18 protein-coding genes are annotated in these 17,925 nt (G+C 60.5%); 2 read left to right on the forward strand and 16 right to left on the reverse strand.

What is annotated here, in order from left to right:
* Positions 1 to 116: 116 nt before the first annotated feature.
* The 8 genes from hemN to V3W27_RS24600 form a co-directional block, all read right to left on the reverse strand.
* Positions 117 to 1,499 carry an oxygen-independent coproporphyrinogen III oxidase gene (hemN, locus tag V3W27_RS24565; RefSeq protein WP_330207759.1) on the reverse strand — a complete coding sequence of 461 codons (1,383 nt, stop codon included), beginning with the start codon at positions 1,497 to 1,499 and terminating at the stop codon, positions 117 to 119.
* Between the two features lie 195 nt (positions 1,500 to 1,694).
* Positions 1,695 to 2,378, reverse strand: a complete 684-nt coding sequence (locus tag V3W27_RS24570) for a sulfite exporter TauE/SafE family protein (RefSeq protein WP_103368393.1) — start codon at positions 2,376 to 2,378, stop codon at positions 1,695 to 1,697.
* Positions 2,371 to 2,583: a cbb3-type cytochrome oxidase assembly protein CcoS gene (gene ccoS, locus V3W27_RS24575; RefSeq protein WP_007965536.1), complete on the reverse strand. Its 213-nt coding sequence runs from the start codon at positions 2,581 to 2,583 to the stop codon at positions 2,371 to 2,373. The genes V3W27_RS24570 and ccoS overlap by 8 nt, the downstream gene beginning before the upstream one ends.
* A gap of 22 nt (positions 2,584 to 2,605) precedes the next feature.
* Positions 2,606 to 5,056 carry a heavy metal translocating P-type ATPase gene (locus V3W27_RS24580; RefSeq protein ID WP_330207760.1) on the reverse strand — a complete coding sequence of 817 codons (2,451 nt, stop codon included), beginning with the start codon at positions 5,054 to 5,056 and terminating at the stop codon, positions 2,606 to 2,608.
* A gap of 212 nt (positions 5,057 to 5,268) precedes the next feature.
* The gene (locus V3W27_RS24585) at positions 5,269 to 5,808 is read right to left on the reverse strand and encodes a FixH family protein (protein ID WP_096797655.1); all 540 of its coding nucleotides are present in this window, start codon (positions 5,806 to 5,808) and stop codon (positions 5,269 to 5,271) included.
* Positions 5,809 to 5,819: 11 nt separating this feature from the next.
* Positions 5,820 to 7,235: a cytochrome c oxidase accessory protein CcoG gene (ccoG, locus tag V3W27_RS24590; protein WP_027613255.1), complete on the reverse strand. Its 1,416-nt coding sequence runs from the start codon at positions 7,233 to 7,235 to the stop codon at positions 5,820 to 5,822.
* Between the two features lie 222 nt (positions 7,236 to 7,457).
* On the reverse strand, positions 7,458 to 7,868 hold the full coding sequence (locus V3W27_RS24595; protein WP_096797656.1) for a type II toxin-antitoxin system VapC family toxin: 411 nt from the start codon (positions 7,866 to 7,868) through the stop codon (positions 7,458 to 7,460).
* Positions 7,868 to 8,122: a type II toxin-antitoxin system Phd/YefM family antitoxin gene (locus V3W27_RS24600; RefSeq protein WP_047599120.1), complete on the reverse strand. Its 255-nt coding sequence runs from the start codon at positions 8,120 to 8,122 to the stop codon at positions 7,868 to 7,870. The genes V3W27_RS24595 and V3W27_RS24600 overlap by 1 nt, the downstream gene beginning before the upstream one ends.
* 626 nt (positions 8,123 to 8,748) lie before the next feature.
* Here V3W27_RS24600 and V3W27_RS24605 point away from each other — a divergent pair.
* On the forward strand, positions 8,749 to 9,753 hold the full coding sequence (locus tag V3W27_RS24605; RefSeq protein ID WP_096797658.1) for a metallophosphoesterase family protein: 1,005 nt from the start codon (positions 8,749 to 8,751) through the stop codon (positions 9,751 to 9,753).
* A gap of 56 nt (positions 9,754 to 9,809) precedes the next feature.
* Here V3W27_RS24605 and ccoP (V3W27_RS24610) read toward each other — a convergent pair whose 3' ends face one another.
* From ccoP (V3W27_RS24610) to ccoN (V3W27_RS24645), 8 genes are all read right to left on the reverse strand, one after another.
* Complete coding sequence (gene ccoP / locus V3W27_RS24610) at positions 9,810 to 10,793, reverse strand: cytochrome-c oxidase, cbb3-type subunit III (RefSeq protein WP_096797659.1); 984 nt, start codon at positions 10,791 to 10,793, stop codon at positions 9,810 to 9,812.
* Positions 10,790 to 10,975 (reverse strand): CcoQ/FixQ family Cbb3-type cytochrome c oxidase assembly chaperone, encoded by a 186-nt coding sequence (locus V3W27_RS24615; protein WP_003175465.1) that lies wholly within the window; start codon positions 10,973 to 10,975, stop codon positions 10,790 to 10,792. The genes ccoP (V3W27_RS24610) and V3W27_RS24615 overlap by 4 nt, the downstream gene beginning before the upstream one ends.
* 6 nt (positions 10,976 to 10,981) lie before the next feature.
* On the reverse strand, positions 10,982 to 11,590 hold the full coding sequence (gene ccoO / locus V3W27_RS24620) for a cytochrome-c oxidase, cbb3-type subunit II (RefSeq protein ID WP_024164411.1): 609 nt from the start codon (positions 11,588 to 11,590) through the stop codon (positions 10,982 to 10,984).
* A complete protein-coding gene (ccoN, locus tag V3W27_RS24625; protein WP_007969186.1) occupies positions 11,590 to 13,032 on the reverse strand; it encodes a cytochrome-c oxidase, cbb3-type subunit I in 1,443 nt (480 codons plus the stop codon). Before ccoN (V3W27_RS24625) ends, ccoO (V3W27_RS24620) begins: the two co-directional genes overlap by 1 nt.
* 482 nt (positions 13,033 to 13,514) lie before the next feature.
* Positions 13,515 to 14,468, reverse strand: a complete 954-nt coding sequence (gene ccoP / locus V3W27_RS24630) for a cytochrome-c oxidase, cbb3-type subunit III (protein ID WP_096797660.1) — start codon at positions 14,466 to 14,468, stop codon at positions 13,515 to 13,517.
* Entirely contained in the window at positions 14,465 to 14,662 is a 198-nt protein-coding gene (locus tag V3W27_RS24635; protein ID WP_095138674.1) for a cbb3-type cytochrome oxidase subunit 3, read from the reverse strand. Before V3W27_RS24635 ends, ccoP (V3W27_RS24630) begins: the two co-directional genes overlap by 4 nt.
* Positions 14,663 to 14,667: 5 nt before the next feature.
* Entirely contained in the window at positions 14,668 to 15,276 is a 609-nt protein-coding gene (gene ccoO, locus V3W27_RS24640) for a cytochrome-c oxidase, cbb3-type subunit II (protein WP_003223389.1), read from the reverse strand.
* Between the two features lie 10 nt (positions 15,277 to 15,286).
* Positions 15,287 to 16,711, reverse strand: coding sequence for a cytochrome-c oxidase, cbb3-type subunit I (gene ccoN, locus V3W27_RS24645; protein ID WP_103368400.1), 1,425 nt, complete (start codon positions 16,709 to 16,711; stop codon positions 15,287 to 15,289).
* 95 nt (positions 16,712 to 16,806) lie between these two features.
* On the opposite strand from ccoN (V3W27_RS24645), the gene V3W27_RS24650 reads away from it, so the two are divergent.
* Positions 16,807 to 17,484: an alpha/beta family hydrolase gene (locus V3W27_RS24650; RefSeq protein ID WP_330207761.1), complete on the forward strand. Its 678-nt coding sequence runs from the start codon at positions 16,807 to 16,809 to the stop codon at positions 17,482 to 17,484.
* The last annotated feature ends 441 nt before the right edge of the window (positions 17,485 to 17,925 follow it).

Raw genomic sequence — 17,925 nt, forward strand, 5'->3', positions numbered from 1 at the left:
ACCCACGGGAGGACATTCAGGCCAGTCTGCGGCGAGTTTGTCCCACGGGCATAAGGCCGCAGGGCAAACAAAAACACGGGGCGTTCGAGATACATCGGTTTCATAAGCAGGGCGTTTCAGATCACCCGCGAGAAGCGCTGGCGGTTCTGCTGTTCCAGATACGCGTCGAACACCATGCACACCGAACGCACCAGCAGGCGCCCGGCCGGCAACACTTCGATCCGCTCGCGTTCCAGATTGATCAGCCCATCGTTGGCCATGCCTTGCAGTTGCGGCCACAGCGCGCCGAAGTAACCCTGAAAATCGATGTTGAACGCCTGCTCGATTTCGGCGAATTCCAGGCTGAAATTGCAGATCAGTTGCTGGATCACCGCGCGGCGCAGGCGATCGTCGGCATTGCACACCAAGCCCCGGCTGGTTGCCAGTTGCGCGGCGGCGAGGGTGTTCTGGTACTGGTTCAGATCGCTGTTGTTCTGGCAGTAGAGGTCGCCGATCTGGCTGATCGCCGACACCCCAAGACCAATCAGGTCGCAATGGCCGTGAGTGGTGTAGCCCTGAAAGTTGCGCTGCAGGGTCTGTTCTTCCTGGGCAATCGCCAGCTCATCGTCGGGCAGGGCGAAGTGATCCATGCCGATGTAACGGTAGCCGGCGGCGGTCAGTTGTTCGATGGTGCGCTGGAGCATGTCGAGTTTCTGCGCAGGGCTTGGCAGTTCGTGGCTGTTGATCCGCCGCTGCGGCATGAAGCGCTCCGGCAGGTGTGCATAGTTGAACACCGAGAGTCGATCCGGTTGCAGGCTGATGACTTCCTCGACGGTGCGCGCAAAGTTCTCCGGTGTCTGTTTGGGCAGGCCGTAGATCAGGTCGATGTTGATCGAGCGAAATTGCAGGGTGCGCGCCGCATCGATCACCGCGCGGGTTTCTTCCAGGCTTTGCAGGCGATTGACCGCCCGTTGCACCGCCGGATCGAGGTCTTGCAGGCCGATGCTGACCCGGTTGAAGCCGAGTTCGCGCAACAGACCCATGGTCGACCAGTCGGCCTCGCGCGGGTCGATCTCGATGCCGTAATCGCCGGAATCGTCATCCAGCAGATTGAAGTGTTTGCGCAGGTGCGCCATCAACTGGCGCAGTTCGTCGTGGCTGAGAAAGGTCGGGGTGCCGCCGCCGAAGTGCAGTTGCTCGACTTTCTGCGCCGGTTCCAGGTGGCAGGCGATCAACTGGATTTCCTGCTCCAGCCGTTGCAGATACGGCTGCGCTCGCCCGCGATCCTTGGTGATGACCTTGTTGCAGGCGCAGTAGTAGCAAATGTTCGCGCAGAACGGCACGTGCACGTACAGCGACAAGGGGCGCAACGCCTTGCGGCTGTCGCGCAGGGCGTGGAACAGGTCGAAGGTGCCGACCTGGCTGTTGAATTGCACGGCGGTCGGATACGAGGTGTAGCGCGGCCCCGCCAGGTCGTAGCGGCGGATCAGATCAGTGTCCCAACGAATGGCGTCGAGCATGCGGGCATTCCCCCGGATAGGCTGGCAGTGTGGCGAGTCTAGGGGAGGGCGCGGCGGGGCATCTTGATTTGTATCAACGGGGAGGATTCGTATAAGTCACGCGGCCCCATCGCGAGCAGGCTCGCTCCCACAGGAGATTTGTGGCGTACACAAAACCTGTGGGAGCGAGCCTGCTCGCGAAGGCCGCGCCGCCGGTCAGTGGCCCATCAGCCAGTGCTGGTGCGGCCCCGGCAGGGTCCAGATGCCGAACAGGATCACCAGCAGACCGCCGGCCATGCGCACGCTGCGTTTGCGCAGCAGCGCCGTGACCCGCTCGGCGGCGAGGCCGGTGGCCAGCAACACCGGCCAGGTACCCAGCCCGAACGCCAGCATCAACAACGCACTGTCCAGCGCATTGCCCTGGCTCGCCGACCACAGCAGCGTGCTGTAAACCAGTCCGCACGGCAGCCAGCCCCATAGCGCGCCGAGCAATAACGCACGGGGCAGTGTCGACACCGGCAGCAAGCGATTGGCCACCGGCTGAATGTAACGCCACAAACCACGACCCAGGCTTTCGATGCGGGTCAGGCCGCTCCACCAGCCGGCCAGATACAGGCCCATGGCGATCAGCAGCAACCCGGCGAGAATTCGCATGACCATCGCCGCCGGGCTGTTCGCCACCGCCCAACCGGCAAGGCCGATCAGCAAACCGGCGGTCGCGTAACTGAGGATCCGTCCGAGGTTGTACGCCAGCAGCAGACGAAAGCGTCGGCTGCGCTGTTCCTTGGGGATCGCCAGGGTCAGCGCGCCCATCAGGCCGCCGCACATGCCCAGGCAATGCCCGCCACCGAGCAGGCCGAGGATCAGCGCGGAAACCAGCAGCGGCGCCAGCTCAAGCATGGGGTGGCGCCTTGTCCTGCGGTTTGTCGGCTTTGGCTTCGTCCACGGCGGCGGTGTGGTTCGGGTCCTGATCATCGAACAGGATGCTGTGGGCCGGACCATCGAGGTCGTCGTACTGCCCGCTGTCCACCGCCCAGAAGAAGATATACACGGCGATGGCCACGATCAGCAGGGCGGCCGGGATCATCACGTAAAGAGCTGGCATCGGTACTCCTGGCCCGCGCGGCTCAGGCCGGCAACGGGCGGGTTTCTGAACGGGTGCCGGCGACCGGCGCGCTCGGCAGGCGAGTCAGGCGCAGGGCGTTGAGCACCACGGTCAACGAACTGATCGACATGCCGACCGCAGCCCACACCGGGGTGATCCAGCCGAGGGCGGCGAACGGCAACATGAGGCCATTGTACAGCGCCGCCCACAGCAGGTTCTCGATGATTACCCGACGGGTTCTGCGCGCTAAGGTAAAGGCTTGCACCAGCGCGTCGAGGCGGTTGGACAGCAGCACCGCGTCGGCGCTGGTTTTCGCCAGATCGGTGGCCGACCCCATGGCCACGCTGATGTCGGCAGCAGCCAGCACCGGCACGTCGTTCACACCATCGCCGAGCATCAAGACCTTGCGTCCTTCTTGATGAAGCTGTTGCAGCACCTGCAATTTGTCGTCCGGACGCAGACCGCCTCGGGCCTCGTCGATACCCAGTTCGGCGGCGACGCTGGCGACCATCGGCGAGCTGTCGCCGGACAACAGCAGCGTGCGCCAGCCACGGGCCTTGCAGGCGGCGAGCAGGGCGGGCGCATCGTCGCGCAGGCGGTCGTCGAGAACGAACCACGCCAGCGCTGCCGAGTCATCGCCGAGCAGCAGCCACTGACCCGGTTCATCCGGCATCGCCGGCAGCGGCGAACCGCTGAGGGCGCAGACAAATTCTGCCTGACCGATGCGCAAACGCTGTGTGCCAACCAGCCCTTCGAGGCCGAGTCCCGGCGTGCTGTGCACTTCTTCAGCCGCCAGTGGCGCACGACCGAAGGCGCGGGCAATCGGGTGTTCCGAACGATTTTCCAATGCGGCGGCAAGGCTCAGGCACTGGTCGCTGTTCAGCGTGCCCAGTGGACGGATCGAACGCAAAACCAGCCGCCCCTCGGTGAGGGTGCCGGTCTTGTCGAAGATCACCGTGTCGATCTGGTTCAGGCCTTCCAGCACATGGCCGCGCGTCAGCAACAGACCGAGTTTGTGCAGGGTGCCAGTGGCGGCGGTCAACGCCGTCGGGGTTGCCAGCGACAGCGCGCAAGGGCAGGTCGCGACCAGCATCGCCAAGACGATCCAGAACGCCCGCGACGAATCCAGCTGCCACCACAACAGGCCGATCGCTGCGGCCGCAATCAGCGACAACAGCAGGAACCACTGCGCAGCGCGGTCGGCGATTTCCGCCAATCGCGGTTTCTCGGCCTGGGCGCGATCAAGCAGACGGACGATGGCCGACAGGCGCGTGTCCTGACCCAGTGCCAGTACCTCGACGGTGAGTGCGCCTTCGACATTCAGCGTGCCAGCGGTGACCGCATCGCCCAGCGTGCGCGGTTGCGGCAGGTATTCGCCGGTCAGCAGCGATTCGTCGATGCTCGACTGGCCGTCGAGGATCTTGCCGTCCGCCGGCAGGATCGAACCCGGTTGCACCAGTACCCGATCGCCAAGGCGCAATTCGCTGAGCAGAATGCGTTCGCTCTGGCCGTCGGCGTCGAGGCGCAGGCACGAGGCCGGCAACAGGTTCACAAGCTGCGCGGTGGCCGCGGCGGTGCGCTCGCGGGCGCGGCGTTCCAGATAGCGGCCGGCGAGCAGGAACAGCGCGAACATCCCGACCGCATCGAAATACAGCTCACCGACGCCGGTGATCGAGGTCCAGATCCCGGCAATGTAGGCGCTGCCGATCGCCAGCGACACCGAGACGTCCATGGTCAGGTGCCGGGTGCGCAGGTCGCGCATGGCGCCTTTGAAGAATGGCGCGCAGCTGTAGAACACGATTGGTGTGGTGAGGAACAGCGCGACCCAGCGCAGGATCGTGTGCAGTTCGGGGCTGAGGTCGATGTTGAATTCCGGCCAGGTCGCCATGGTCGCCATCATTGCCTGGAACCACAGCAGCCCGGCGACGCCGAGCTGGCGCAGGGCGAGTCGATTCTCGCTGGCCAGTTGCTCGCTGGCGCGGTCGGCCTGATACGGGTGGGCGGCGTAACCGATGTGGCGCAGCTCGGCGAGGATCTGGCTCAGCGGCAATTGCGCGTCGGCCCATTGCACATGCAAGCGATGGTTGGACAGATTGAGCCGCGCTTCGGCCACTGCCGGCAGGGTGCGCAGATGTTTCTCGATCAGCCAGCCGCAGGCGGCGCAACTGATGCCTTCCATCAACAGCGTGGTTTCGGCGAGTTCGCCCTCGTGACGGACGAAGGGTTTTTGCACGTCGGCGCGGTCGTACAGCGCCAGTTCATCGGTCAATTGCACCGGCAAGGCTTCGGGGTTGGCCGAGGCTTCGCTGCGATGCTGGTAATAGCTTTCCAGACCACCGGCGACGATGGCTTCGGCCACGGCCTGACAGCCGGGGCAGCAGAACTCGCGGGACTCCCCGAGCACGACGGCGGTGAAGCGGCTGCTCGACGGGACGGGCAGAGCGCAGTGGTAGCAGGGGAGTGGGGTGGTCATGGCATCGTTGAGGGGGTAAGCCCTTGCATTGGGGTTGTCCGCTTGCCCTCACCCCAGCCCTCTCCCGGAGGGAGAGGGAGCCGATTGATGGAGGCCGGAAAAGAGGTGCATCCACGGATATCGTCACTGCCATACACAAGGTATGCGAGCGGCCGAAATCAGTCCCCTCTCCCTCCGGGAGAGGGTTAGGGTGAGGGGCTTCTGCAGTTTATTTATTTATCCAGGTCTTCGGCGCCCTGCAGCGGTTCGTCACCGAGCAACAGATCCTTGTCGTGGCTGACCTGTTCCTCTTCGAACATGCGCCACACGTGGTCGTCCTGCGTGCCCAGCAATTCGACAAAACGCCGGCCTTCGACCTTGTCGCCCAACTGACCGATGTAACGGCCGGTTTCGGTTTCGCTGCGGGTCAGGACGATCTTGCGATCCTTCTCCGGTTGGGTCGGCGAGATCAGGTTCAGTTCCAGGGTTTTCGGCTGGCTGTCGCCGCTCAGGCGCAGGTCAACTTCGCCGGTCAGGTCATCCAGATGCACGCTGGCGCGCATCTTCAGCTCCTGCGCCAGCAGCTCGCGATCCAGCGAGCGGTTGATGCCTTTGCCGGCCTCGTAATAGTTGTCGTTGACCAGGTTGTCCGGGTTGTTCACCGCGATGGTCACCATCGACAGGGTCAAGGTCACCGAACAGGCCAGAATCCCGATGATGATCCATGGCCAAAGGTGCTTGTACCAAGGACTGGCGGCGTTTGCTGCGGGCATGTTCAGTTCTCTCAACGGGTTTGTGGGCCGATGAATCGGCTCTTGGCTTCAACGTGGACGCTATCATCGTCGGCATCCTTGAGGATGAATTTCACCTCGTTGGTGCTCGACGGCAATTGTTCCGGTGCGCTCGACAACTCCACCGGCATGCTGAAGATTTCGCCGGCCGGCACCTTGATCTCGCGTTTGCCTTGCAGGCGCAGATCCGGCAGACCGGCGGCTTCCAGCACGTAGGTGTGGTCGCGCTGATCCTTGTTCATGATCTTCAGGCTGTAGACGTTTTCGATCCGGCCTTCGGCGTTTTCGCGGTACAGCACGCGGTCCTTGCTGACGTCGAAACCGACCAGCGAGCGCATGAAGAACGCGGTCACCAGCAGGCTGATCATCGCCAGCAGCACCACCGCGTAGCCAATCAGGCGTGGCCGCAGTTTATGGGTTTTCTGGCCGGAGAGGTTGTGTTCGGTGGTGTAGCTGATGAGGCCGCGCGGGTAGTCCATCTTGTCCATGATCGCGTCGCAGGCGTCGATACACGCGGCGCAACCGATGCACTCGATCTGCAGGCCGTCACGGATGTCGATACCGGTCGGGCACACCTGAACGCACATGGTGCAATCGATGCAGTCGCCCAGACCCATGGCCTTGTAGTCGACACCTTTCTTGCGCGGGCCACGGCTTTCGCCGCGACGCGGGTCGTAGGAAACAATCAGGGTGTCCTTGTCGAACATCACGCTCTGGAAACGTGCGTAGGGGCACATATAGATGCACACCTGCTCGCGCAGCCAGCCGGCGTTGCCGTAGGTGGCGAGGGTGAAGAAACCGACCCAGAAATACGACCAGCCATCGGCCTGACCGGTGAAGAATTCGAACACCAGTTCGCGGATTGGCGAGAAGTAGCCGACGAAGGTCATGCCGGTGACGAAGCCGATCAGCAGCCATAATGAATGCTTGGCGAGCTTGCGCAGAAATTTGTTGCCGCTCATCGGCGCTTTATCGAGCTTGATCCGCTGATTGCGGTCGCCTTCGGTGACCTTCTCGCACCACATGAAAATCCACGTCCACACGCTTTGCGGACAGGTGTAGCCGCACCAGACGCGGCCGGCGTAAACGGTGATGAAGAACAGGCCGAACGCCGCAATGATCAGCAGCCCCGACAGCAGGATGAAGTCCTGCGGCCAGAAGGTCGCACCAAAGATGAAGAACTTGCGTTCCGGCAGGTTCCACCACACCGCCTGATGCCCGCCCCAGTTCAGCCACACCGTACCGAAATACAACAGGAACAGCGCAGCGCCGCCGATCATCCGCAGATTGCGGAACAGGCCGGTGAAAGCACGGGTGTAGATTTTTTCTCGAGAGGCGTAAAGATCGACGCTGTTGTTCGCGTTTTTGCTCGGTGGTGTGACGTCGTGTACCGGAATCTGGTTGCTCATCATTGCATCCCACGGCAGTGGACAAATGCCTCGGTCGATACGTGCCGACCGCGGTCAGAAAGGGGTGTGGCAGTGGCGCAATGATACGCCTGTCGCTCTAACTCAAGGGTGCGACCTTTGGTCGCGTTGGGGAAAAAGCATTATTGGTGTAGCGAATGCAGAAAAGCCTGATGCAGATCAATTGACTTGTTGAGTATGGACGGTTTTGGAGTGGCGGCTAATTCAATGTTCCCACGGGTTGATCAGGGCGACGCCGCTCGAGCGGAAATCACCGACATTGCGCGTGACCACTGTGAGTCCATGCACCAGGGCCGTGGCAGCTATCAATGCATCGCTTTCATTGGCCTGGTCGGGTACATGCAGGCTGGCACAACGCAGTGCCACCGCGGCATCGACCGGCAGGATTCGGGCTTCGAAGGCCGGCATGACGTGACGCGTCAGCCAGCTGCGCAACAGCTTTCCTTGAGCAGGATCACGCCGTTCCATTCGTAGTACCCCGGTTTCCAGTTCTTTCAAGGTAATGGCCGAGATGTACAGGCGCGGTGCGATGACGCTTTTGGCCCAACTGACGACATTGGCATCGGCTTGCGGCTTGCGAAGTTCGGAAATCACATTGGTGTCGAGTAAATACATCAGGACAGATCCACGGGACGATGAATGATGACTGCGCGCTCGGTTTCGAAATCGATGTCGGCAGCCTCCGGCATGACCAACAAATCGACAATGCTCGTGTTTGCGCCGCTCAGTTTCTGATATTCCTCAATGCTCAACAGGACATGAGAGGCCTTGCCACGGTCGGTGATGATCACTGGACCCAGACGCGCAGCCTTTTTGGCGCTGCTGGTGTCCTGATTGAATTCACGGCTGGAGATGGTGGTGATTGCCATCATGGTTGACCTCTCGCAATACAGATGTAGCAACGTTACTACTTCGCCTTGGGGGCGGCAATCAAGGAAGACAGAACTCAGCCGTCCGTGGGTCGGTCCGTGGCTGGCATAGTCGAGCCAGCCTCGCAAAAGGCGCAGGCCGGCTCGGATTGATTCAGACGTGGCTTCAATACTCAGGGAAGTCTGCCGCCGCCCAGGCTCTCGAGACTGCCGGTATTTCTGTGGGGCTTTGTGGTGCTTCTGGAGTCGGGTTGCAACGGATTACCCAGTGTCACGGCAATCGATTCCACGGGGTGGTTCGATGGATCGATTGTCTGATCGTTGTCTGTGAGTTTCTGATCAACCGGGAGAGGGTTTTTGCTGTCATTCAACATAGCGGCTTCATCCTTGAAGTGGCTCCGATGAGGGTCAACGGGCTGTGGACGACCCTACAGAGCATAGCGAATCGAGTCCATCAGGCATGTGTCTCAAAGTATTAATTTCGAAGGCGATTTTAATGTTCCAGAAATATCATTAGTTAATTGATGGGTTTTGTTTTCTTGTTTTTTTCGAATAGCTTATTGGCTGTTCTGCAGCGTGCTAGTTGCATGTTCATGTTTTGAAATTTAACGGAATAATGGAGTGTTATGAAAATCAAGGAAGTTAAAAAGCTTTTCGCTTGTCTGTGTCTGGTGTCCCTGACTTCTCTCGCCAGTGCCAATGAAGGTATGCCGCAGCACATCGTATTTGCATCAGACCCGCAATACCCGTGGACAGAAAAGTCGGACAGTGGCGAGGATGAATCGAGCGCGGATTTCGAAAAACGCGCGAAATGGCTGGTGGAAACCCAGTTCGCGAGCATTGCCCAGTTCCGCACCGAGATGGGCGGGCAGGCTGCCGTGCCATTGATGATCAACGGTGACATGACCGCGTTTGGCCACGGCTGGCAGCGCTCTTTCATCGGTTCGATGCTGAAGAAACACTTTGGCGATCACGTGCTCTACGGATTGGGCAATCACGACTACCAGAACAACGTGAATGACTGTTTCAGTGAAAGTTGCGCAGCGGGCAGTATTGTTGATTACCGTGATCATCATGTCGGTAAAGTCGATGAATTTGATCTGGAAGTCACCGGCAGCTTTGTGAATAAACACTATCTGGGTAGTCTGGCTTATTCAAAGAATATGGGTGAAGTGCATCTGGTGCAGTTGAACAATGAACCCACTTATGCGGTGAAGATTTCTCACGCGTTGAATCCGACCACATTCGATATCACGGCGTCGCTGGACTGGCTGGAAAATGATTTGCGAATAGCGCGAGCGCAGGGTTACGCGATCATTATCAACATGCACAAGCCCTATGAGTGGAAAGGCAGTTGGGATCAAGAGAAGCGCTTTCGCGAAATGATTGAAAAGTATCAGGTAACGGCGATGTTCGCCGGCCACTTCCACGACGAAGGTGGTAGCCATACCTATATGGGGAGCGTGCCGATGTTTCTCAGCGGTTCAGCTTCTCAGCAGACGTACCTGACCGCCACTTTTTCCAAGGATCGCAAGCAATTGGAGGTGAGTCTGGTCGAGGACAATCAGTGGCGCAAACGTACGCCGGTGGCCACCGTGCCGGTGAAGTCGATCTGGGCCAGTAACCCATAAAAAAATCCCCCGCCAGAGCACTGGCGGGGGATTCTTCATTACATCAAGCCCTGGCCTTATTGCGCCTCGGCCTCCGGCGCTTTTTCACCGTGGGACAGGCTGTACACGTACGCTGCCAGCAGGTGCACCTTGTCGTTGCCTTGCAGTTGTTCCTGCGCCGGCATCTGGCCCTGACGGCCGTAACGGATGGTCTGCTGCAGTTGGGCGAAGCTCGAACCGTAGATGAACGCGGCCGGGTGGGTCAGGTCAGGCGCGCCCATGGCCGGGGTGCCTTTGCCTGCTGGACCGTGGCAGGCCACGCAGTTGGCGGCGAACAGTTTCTGGCCGTTGGCCGGGTCAGCTTTGGTGCCTTCCGGCAGTTTGCGGCCATCGAGCTGGGTCACCACGAAGGCTGCGACATCGGCTACGCCTTGTTCGCCAATGACTTCGGCCCAGGCCGGCATCACCGCGTGTCGACCGCCCATGATGGTGGTCTTGATGGTTTCCGGCTCGCCGCCCCAGCGCCAGTCGGCGTCGGTCAGGTTCGGGAAGCCATAGGCGCCCTTGGCGTCGGAACCGTGGCATACCGAACAGTTGGAGGCGAACAGACGGCCGCCCATCTTCAGTGCTTGCGGATCCTTGGCCACTTCTTCGATTGGCATCGCCGCGAACTTGGCGAAGATCGGACCGAACTTGGCGTCCGAGCGGGCCATTTCCTTTTCCCACTCATGCACGCCGGTCCAGCCGGTCTGGCCGTTGGCGAACGCGGTCTGCTTGTCGTTATCGAGGTAGTTGTAGCCCGGCAGCAGGCCTTTCCAGTTGCCCAGGCCCGGGTACAGCACCAGATAACCCAGGGCGAACACGATGGTGCCCACGAACAGCATGAACCACCATTTCGGCAGTGGGTTGTCGTACTCCTCGATCCCGTCGAAGGAGTGGCCGACCGTTTCGTCCGTCTGTTCGCTGCGCTGGCCCTTGCGGGTCGACAGCAGCAGCCAGGTCAGGGCGAAGATCGTACCGAGACTGAGGACTGTGACGTACAGACTCCAGAATGTAGTCATTCTTTGTTACTCCTAGAAGCTTGCTCGACGTGCTTGATGGCTTCGGGATCATCCGCAAAAGGCAGCAAGGTTGCGTCTTCAAACTCCGACTTGCGCTTGGGGCTGAATACCCACAACGCCAAACCGATGAAGGCCACCATCACGACGACGGTGCCCAGGCCGCGAATCATCCCGATATCCATGAAGAATCACCGTTTGCTTTTGATGATGGTGCCCAGGCCCTGAAGGTAGGCCACCAGCGCGTCCATTTCGGTTTTGCCCTTCACGGCATCTTTTGCACCGGCGATGTCTTCGTCGGTGTAAGGGACGCCGAGCGTGCGCAACACTTCCATTTTCTTGGCCGTGTCTTTGCCGTCGAGCTTGTTTTCCACGAGGAACGGGTAAGCCGGCATTTTCGACTCAGGCACCACGTTGCGCGGGTTGTACAGGTGCGCACGTTGCCAGTCATCGGAGTAACGACCGCCCACGCGAGCCAGATCCGGGCCGGTACGTTTGGAACCCCACAGGAACGGGTGGTCCCAGACGCTTTCACCGGCGACCGAGTAGTGGCCGTAGCGTTCGGTTTCAGCGCGGAACGGACGGATCATCTGCGAGTGGCAGCCGACACAACCGTTGGCGATATAGACGTCGCGGCCTTCCAGTTCCAGCGCCGAACGCGGCTTCATGCCTTCGACCGGCTTGTTGGTGACGTCCTGGAAGAACAGCGGAACGATCTGGGTCAGGCCGCCAATGCTGACGGCGATGACCATGAAGAAGGCCAGCAGGCCAATATTCTTCTCGACAGCTTCATGCTTCATCAGTGAGCTCCAACAACAGCGATCTGGGCGGCGGCTTCGGCTTCAGCCGCATTCGAGGCGCGCACGGTGCGCCAGACGTTGTAAGCCATCAGGAACATGCCGCTGGCGAAGAAAGCACCGCCCAGGGCACGGACGATGTAGCCCGGGTGGCTGGCCTGCAGCGCTTCGACGAACGAGTAGGTGAGGGTGCCGTCATCGTTGATTGCACGCCACATCAGACCCTGAGTGATGCCGTTGACCCACATCGAGGCGATGTACAGCACAGTACCGATGGTCGCGAGCCAGAAGTGCGCGTTGATCAGGCCGACGCTGTGCATCTGCGCACGACCGAACAGTTTCGGGATCATGTGGTAGATCGCACCGATCGAAATCATCGCTACCCAGCCCAGAGCACCGGCGTGAACGTGGCCGATGGTCCAGTCGGTGTAGTGCGAGAGCGAGTTGACGGTCTTGATCGCCATCATCGGACCTTCGAAGGTCGACATGCCGTAGAACGCCAGCGACACCACGAGGAAGCGCAGGATCGGGTCGGTGCGCAGCTTATGCCAGGCGCCCGAAAGGGTCATCATGCCGTTGATCATGCCGCCCCAGCTTGGCGCCAGCAGGATGATCGACATCGCCATGCCCAGCGACTGTGCCCAGTCCGGCAGTGCGGTGTAGTGCAGGTGGTGCGGACCGGCCCAGATGTACAGGGTGATCAGTGCCCAGAAGTGCACGATCGACAGGCGATACGAGTAGATCGGACGCTCGGCCTGCTTCGGCACGAAGTAGTACATCATCCCGAGGAAGCCGGTGGTCAGGAAGAAGCCCACGGCGTTGTGGCCGTACCACCACTGGATCATCGCGTCGGTCGCGCCCGAATAGGCGGAGTAGGACTTGAAGAAACTCACCGGCAGGGAGGCGTGGTTGACGATGTGCAGCATCGCGGTCACGACGATGAACGCGCCGTAGAACCAGTTACCGACATAGATGTGTTTGGTCTTGCGCTTGGTGATGGTGCCGAAGAACACCAGCCCGTAGGAGACCCAGACAATGGCCAGCAGAATGGCGAGCGGCCATTCCAGTTCGGCGTATTCCTTGGTGGTGGTGTAACCCAGCGGCAAGGTAATGATGGCGCCGACGATGACCGCCTGCCAGCCCCAGAAGGTGAAGGCGGCAAGGCTGTCGGAGATCAGTCGCGTCTGGCAGGTTCGCTGCACGACATAGTAGGAAGTGGCAAACAGTGCACAACCACCGAAGGCGAAAATCACCAGGTTTGTGTGCAACGGGCGCAGGCGTCCAAAGCTCGTCCACGGCAGACCGAAGTTTAACTCCGGCCAGACCAGTTGCGAGGCGATGAAGACACCGAGCCCCATGCCAAGGATCCCCCAGACCACCGTCATGATGGCGAACTGGCGGACTACCTTATAGTTATAAGCAGTCGGACTGATTGCTGTGCTCATTCTAAGGTTCCACGGTTTGGGTGTTTTATTAGGATTAAAATCGGCCGCAAGTATGCAGAGAGCAGGGGGTCATTGCAACGCGCCATGACCTGGGTCAATGCTTTCCAACGCTGATTCTGCGGCCTTTCCATACGCCGCGTAAGGTCAAAATTGGCCTCGGACAAAATGTCGCAGCGGACGAAAAAAGCGAGGGGATCAGGTCGCTTGTAACGGGGTGTGTTCAAACGCTCAGTTCGGGTGACGGACGGTAAATGGCACGACAGCCGGTATCTACCGGCGTTTGCGGCCACATCAGTCAGCCGGTTCGCAGAACACAGCAGTCAGCGTTGACCTGGAACCAGCACAAGCCAGTCCGCATCGAGCAAGCGTAGACCCGAATCCGGGGAACCGAAAGGAGAGGGTGTGACGGGGTGCGACAATGCGTCGCAAAGGGGCGGGATGCTGCCGCACCGAGAATGGTGCGGCAGAGGTGTGTGCAATGATTACTGTTTGTTGTCTTCAGTAATAAGTTTTTCTGTATTCAATCCATGGCTCAGGCTGTACACATAAGCGGCGAGCAATTGCACTTTATCATTGCCCAAGAGTTCGTTCTGTGCCGGCATGTGACCCTGGCGACCGTGGCGGATGGTCTGCTCAAGCTGCGTCAGACTCGTGCCATAAATAAATCCGGCCGGGTGCGTCAGATTCGGCGCACCCATGGCTTCAGTGCCGTGGCCGGTTGCCCCATGACAGGCTACGCAGGTGGTGCTGAACGCTTGCTGTCCGGCCTGCAGGTCCGCCTTGCTGTCGGTAGGCAGCGGCAGGCCGGCCAGTTCGTGACGCACATACGCCGCGACGTTCTTCACCCCGGCTTCGCCCAGCACTTCGCCCCAGGCCGGCATCGCCGCCATGCGGCCACCCATGATGGTGGTCTTGATGGTTTCGGCGTCGCCGCCCCAGCGCCAGTCCTTGTCGGCCAGGTTAGGGAAGCCGAAAGCGCCCTTGGCGTCGGAACCGTGGCACACCGAGCAGTTGGAGGCGAACAGTCGGCCACCCATTTTCAGCGCCTGCGGATCCTTCGCTACTTCCTCCACCGGCATGGCGGCGAATTTGGCGAAGATCGGCCCGAATTTGGCGTCGGCCTTGTTCATTTCCTTTTCCCACTCGTGGACGCCGGTCCAGCCGTCCTCGTAGCCGGGCAGAATACCTTTCCAGTTGCCCAGGCCCGGATACAGGATCAGATAGCCCACGGAAAACACCAGCGTGCCGGCGAACAGCATGAACCACCACTGCGGCAGCGGGTTGTCGTACTCCTCGATGCCGTCGAAGCTGTGGCCCATGGTCTGGTCGACGCTGCCCTTGGTCTCGCCCCGGCGGGTGCCGATCAGCAGCCAGGTCAGGCCGATCAGGCTGCCGATGGTCAGTACGCAGATCCACGTACTCCAGAAGGTGGTCATGGCCGGGTACTCCTTGGTTCAGATACTGGTTGGGTGTCGGGTTGCGGCTCGTCGGCGAACGGCAGCAGGCGCGCTTCGGCGAACTCCGGCGTGCGCTTGCGGTTGAACACCCAGATCGTCAGGCCGACGAAGGCGACGAACACCACGACGGTGCCGAGGCCGCGAATCAGCCCTGCACTCATTTCAATGATCATCGTGCTCACCTCTTGCTCTTGATCGCAGTGCCGAGCACTTGCAGGTAGGAGACGAGGGCGTCCATTTCGGTCTTGCCCTTGAGGCTGGCGACCGCGCCGCTGATGTCGTCGTCGGTGTACGGCACGCCGAGGGTGCGCATGGTCTTGAGCTTGGTTTCGGTGTGGCTGCTGTCGACCGCTTGCGTCACCAGCCACGGGTAGGCCGGCATTTTCGACTCCGGTACCACGTTGCGCGGGTTGTACAGGTGCGCGCGGTGCCAGTCGTCCGAGTAACGCGCGCCGACCCGCGCCAGGTCCGGCCCGGTACGCTTGGAGCCCCACAGGAACGGGTGATCCCAGACGCTTTCACCGGCCACCGAGTAGTGCCCGTAGCGTTCGGTTTCGGCGCGGAACGGGCGGATCATCTGCGAGTGGCAACCGACGCAGCCTTCGCGGATGTAGATGTCGCGGCCTTCCAGTTGCAGCGCGGTGTAGGGTTTCATGCCTTCCACCGGTTTGTTGGTGACGTCCTGGAAGAACAGCGGGACGATCTGGGTCAGGCCGCCGATGCTCACGGCGAACACCATCAGCAGCATCAGCAGGCCGACGTTCTTTTCAATCGTTTCGTGTTTCATGGCGGACTCCTCAGGCCATCTGCGCGGCAGCAACGACGTCAGCAGGCTGCGAGGCCCGCACGGTGCGCCAGGTGTTGTAAGCCATCAGCAACATGCCGCTGAGGAAGATCGCCCCACCCACCAGACGCACGATGAAGCCTGGGTGGCTGGCCACCAGGGTTTCGACGAAGGAGTAGGTCAGCGTGCCGTCCTCGTTGACTGCGCGCCACATCAGGCCCTGGGCGATGCCGTTGACCCACATCGAGGCGATGTAGAGCACGGTGCCGATGGTCGCGAGCCAGAAGTGCGCGTTGATCAGGCCGATGCTGTGCATCTGCTCTTTGCCGAAGACTTTCGGGATCATGTGGTACAGCGCGCCGATCGAGATCATCGCCACCCAGCCGAGGGCGCCGGCGTGTACGTGGCCGATGGTCCAGTCGGTGTAGTGGGAGAGGGCGTTTACAGTCTTGATCGCCATCATCGGACCTTCGAAGGTCGACATGCCGTAGAACGCCAGCGACACCACGAGGAAGCGCAGGATCGGGTCGCTGCGCAACTTATGCCAGGCGCCCGAGAGGGTCATCATGCCGTTGATCATGCCGCCCCAGCTCGGTGCCAGCAGAATCAGCGACATCACCATCCCCAGCGACTGTGCCCAGTCCGGCAGCGCGGTGTAGTGCAGGTGGTGGGGGCCGGCCCAGATGTACAGGGTGATCAGCGCCCAGAAGTGCACGATCGACAGGCGATACGAATACACCGGACGTTCGGCCTGTTTCGGCACGAAGTAGTACATCATCCCGAGGAAACCGGCGGTGAGGAAAAAGCCCACGGCGTTGTGGCCGTACCACCATTGCACCATCGCGTCGGTTGCACCGGCGTACACCGAGTAGGACTTGGTCAGGCTCACCGGCAACTCAAGGTTGTTGACGATGTGCAGGATCGCCACGGTGATGATGAACGCGCCGAAGAACCAGTTGCCGACGTAGATGTGCTTGGTCTTGCGCTGCATGATCGTGCCGAAGAACACGATGGCGTAGGCGACCCAGACGATGGTGATCAGAATGTCGATCGGCCATTCCAGCTCGGCGTATTCCTTGGAACTGGTGTAACCCAGCGGCAGGCTGATCGCCGCCAATAGAATCACAAGCTGCCAGCCCCAGAAGCAGAACGCGGCGATTTTCGGCGCGAACAATTGCGTCTGGCAGGTGCGTTGCACCGAGTAGAACGAACTGGCGAACAGCGCACAGCCACCGAAGGCGAAGATTACCGCGTTGGTGTGCAGCGGGCGCAGACGGCCGAAACTGGTCCAAGGCAAATTGAAGTTGAGTTCAGGCCAGACCAATTGAGCCGCGAGAAAAACCCCGAGCCCCATGCCGACGATGCCCCACACCACCGTCATAATGGCGAATTGGCGGACCACCTTGTAGTTGTAGGCGGTACTGATAGAAGTGTTCATGGTTCCCCATCCACGGTTCAGCCGAAGTGAGCGCGCGCAGAAAACGCCGCGAATCCTTCGCCTGGAGTTATAGGCAGACTAAAAGCGAGGCAAGCATGGACAAACAGCACAAGGCCAGTATTGACGGGGATCAATGGGCGCAGTGCGTGCGGGATCATGGGTGGTTGTGGGACGCCGCTGTTGGCGAGGCTTCGGCGACGCTCATCCTCGCCCATGGTGCCGGGGCGCCGATGGACAGTGAGTGGATGACGGATATGGCTGGGCGCCTTGCTGCACTTGGGGTGAATGTGTTGCGGTTTGAGTTTCCATATATGGCGCAGCGGCGTATCGACGGTGGCAAGCGTCCGCCGAATCCGGCGCCGAAACTGCTTCAGTGCTGGCGCGAAGTGTTCGCTGAAGTGCGACGTCATGTCGCTGGGATTTTGGCCATCGGCGGTAAGTCCATGGGCGGGCGGATGGCCAGTCTTTTGGCTGACGAGTTGGGCGCCGATGCGCTTGTCTGTCTTGGATATCCGTTTTATGCGGTTGGGAAACCTGAGAAACCGCGGGTTGAGCATTTGGCTGCTTTGCGGACTCGGACGTTGATTGTTCAGGGGGAGCGGGATGCTCTCGGAAATCGGGACGCTGTCGAGGCTTATGATCTATCGCCGAGTATTGAGGTGTTTTGGTTGGCCTCTGGGGATCATGATTTGAAGCCGTTGAAGGTTTCCGGGTTTACGCATTCGGATCATTTGGCCAGTGCTGCGCAGAAGGTTGCTTCGTTTCTTCGATGAAATTTGGGTGTATATCCGTTGCTGCGGTCACGGCGGCTTAGGGTTCCGCCCTTACGGCGGGTCACTTTTTCCAGACGCCGAAAAAGTAACCAAAAAGGCTTGCTCCTACGTCCGGCCCGCTCGCCGGAGCTCGGGGTCCCTTCGCTCCGGGCTCCATCCGGGCGCAGCGCCTACGGTTTGCTTCGCTGCACCTCCTCTCGCTGTGTTTGGCTTCGCCAAACGGTCGCTGCGCTCCCACCCCCGGATGAATCCCTCCACTCAGCCTTCCGATGTCGCCCGTGGATCAAGATCAAGAGCTGCAGCCGAGCTTGCGCTCATCCTGTTGAGTGGTGAGGGGCAAGAGCGGTGCGCGTTCTGCTCTTGCCTTTGTGTGGGAGCCCGCCTGCTGGCGATGGCGGCCTGACAGCCGACCAGTTCCTTGCTGATGCACCCGGCCCCACT

This window comes from Pseudomonas sp. AM14(2022), assembly GCF_036346455.1.
GTDB classification, from domain to species: domain Bacteria; phylum Pseudomonadota; class Gammaproteobacteria; order Pseudomonadales; family Pseudomonadaceae; genus Aquipseudomonas; species Aquipseudomonas putida_A.

What these genes read in the sequence shown, in the direction of transcription:
- hemN (WP_330207759.1), bottom strand. Translation starts at nt 1,499, where the DNA reads ATGCTCGACGCCATTCGTTGGGACACTGATCTGATCCGCCGCTACGAC.
- V3W27_RS24570 (WP_103368393.1), bottom strand. Translation starts at nt 2,378, where the DNA reads ATGCTTGAGCTGGCGCCGCTGCTGGTTTCCGCGCTGATCCTCGGCCTG.
- ccoS (WP_007965536.1), bottom strand. Translation starts at nt 2,583, where the DNA reads ATGCCAGCTCTTTACGTGATGATCCCGGCCGCCCTGCTGATCGTGGCC.
- V3W27_RS24580 (WP_330207760.1), bottom strand. Translation starts at nt 5,056, where the DNA reads ATGACCACCCCACTCCCCTGCTACCACTGCGCTCTGCCCGTCCCGTCG.
- V3W27_RS24585 (WP_096797655.1), bottom strand. Translation starts at nt 5,808, where the DNA reads ATGCCCGCAGCAAACGCCGCCAGTCCTTGGTACAAGCACCTTTGGCCA.
- ccoG (WP_027613255.1), bottom strand. Translation starts at nt 7,235, where the DNA reads ATGAGCAACCAGATTCCGGTACACGACGTCACACCACCGAGCAAAAAC.
- V3W27_RS24595 (WP_096797656.1), bottom strand. Translation starts at nt 7,868, where the DNA reads ATGTATTTACTCGACACCAATGTGATTTCCGAACTTCGCAAGCCGCAA.
- V3W27_RS24600 (WP_047599120.1), bottom strand. Translation starts at nt 8,122, where the DNA reads ATGGCAATCACCACCATCTCCAGCCGTGAATTCAATCAGGACACCAGC.
- V3W27_RS24605 (WP_096797658.1), top strand. Translation starts at nt 8,749, where the DNA reads ATGAAAATCAAGGAAGTTAAAAAGCTTTTCGCTTGTCTGTGTCTGGTG.
- ccoP (WP_096797659.1), bottom strand. Translation starts at nt 10,793, where the DNA reads ATGACTACATTCTGGAGTCTGTACGTCACAGTCCTCAGTCTCGGTACG.
- V3W27_RS24615 (WP_003175465.1), bottom strand. Translation starts at nt 10,975, where the DNA reads ATGGATATCGGGATGATTCGCGGCCTGGGCACCGTCGTCGTGATGGTG.
- ccoO (WP_024164411.1), bottom strand. Translation starts at nt 11,590, where the DNA reads ATGAAGCATGAAGCTGTCGAGAAGAATATTGGCCTGCTGGCCTTCTTC.
- ccoN (WP_007969186.1), bottom strand. Translation starts at nt 13,032, where the DNA reads ATGAGCACAGCAATCAGTCCGACTGCTTATAACTATAAGGTAGTCCGC.
- ccoP (WP_096797660.1), bottom strand. Translation starts at nt 14,468, where the DNA reads ATGACCACCTTCTGGAGTACGTGGATCTGCGTACTGACCATCGGCAGC.
- V3W27_RS24635 (WP_095138674.1), bottom strand. Translation starts at nt 14,662, where the DNA reads ATGATCATTGAAATGAGTGCAGGGCTGATTCGCGGCCTCGGCACCGTC.
- ccoO (WP_003223389.1), bottom strand. Translation starts at nt 15,276, where the DNA reads ATGAAACACGAAACGATTGAAAAGAACGTCGGCCTGCTGATGCTGCTG.
- ccoN (WP_103368400.1), bottom strand. Translation starts at nt 16,711, where the DNA reads ATGAACACTTCTATCAGTACCGCCTACAACTACAAGGTGGTCCGCCAA.
- V3W27_RS24650 (WP_330207761.1), top strand. Translation starts at nt 16,807, where the DNA reads ATGGACAAACAGCACAAGGCCAGTATTGACGGGGATCAATGGGCGCAG.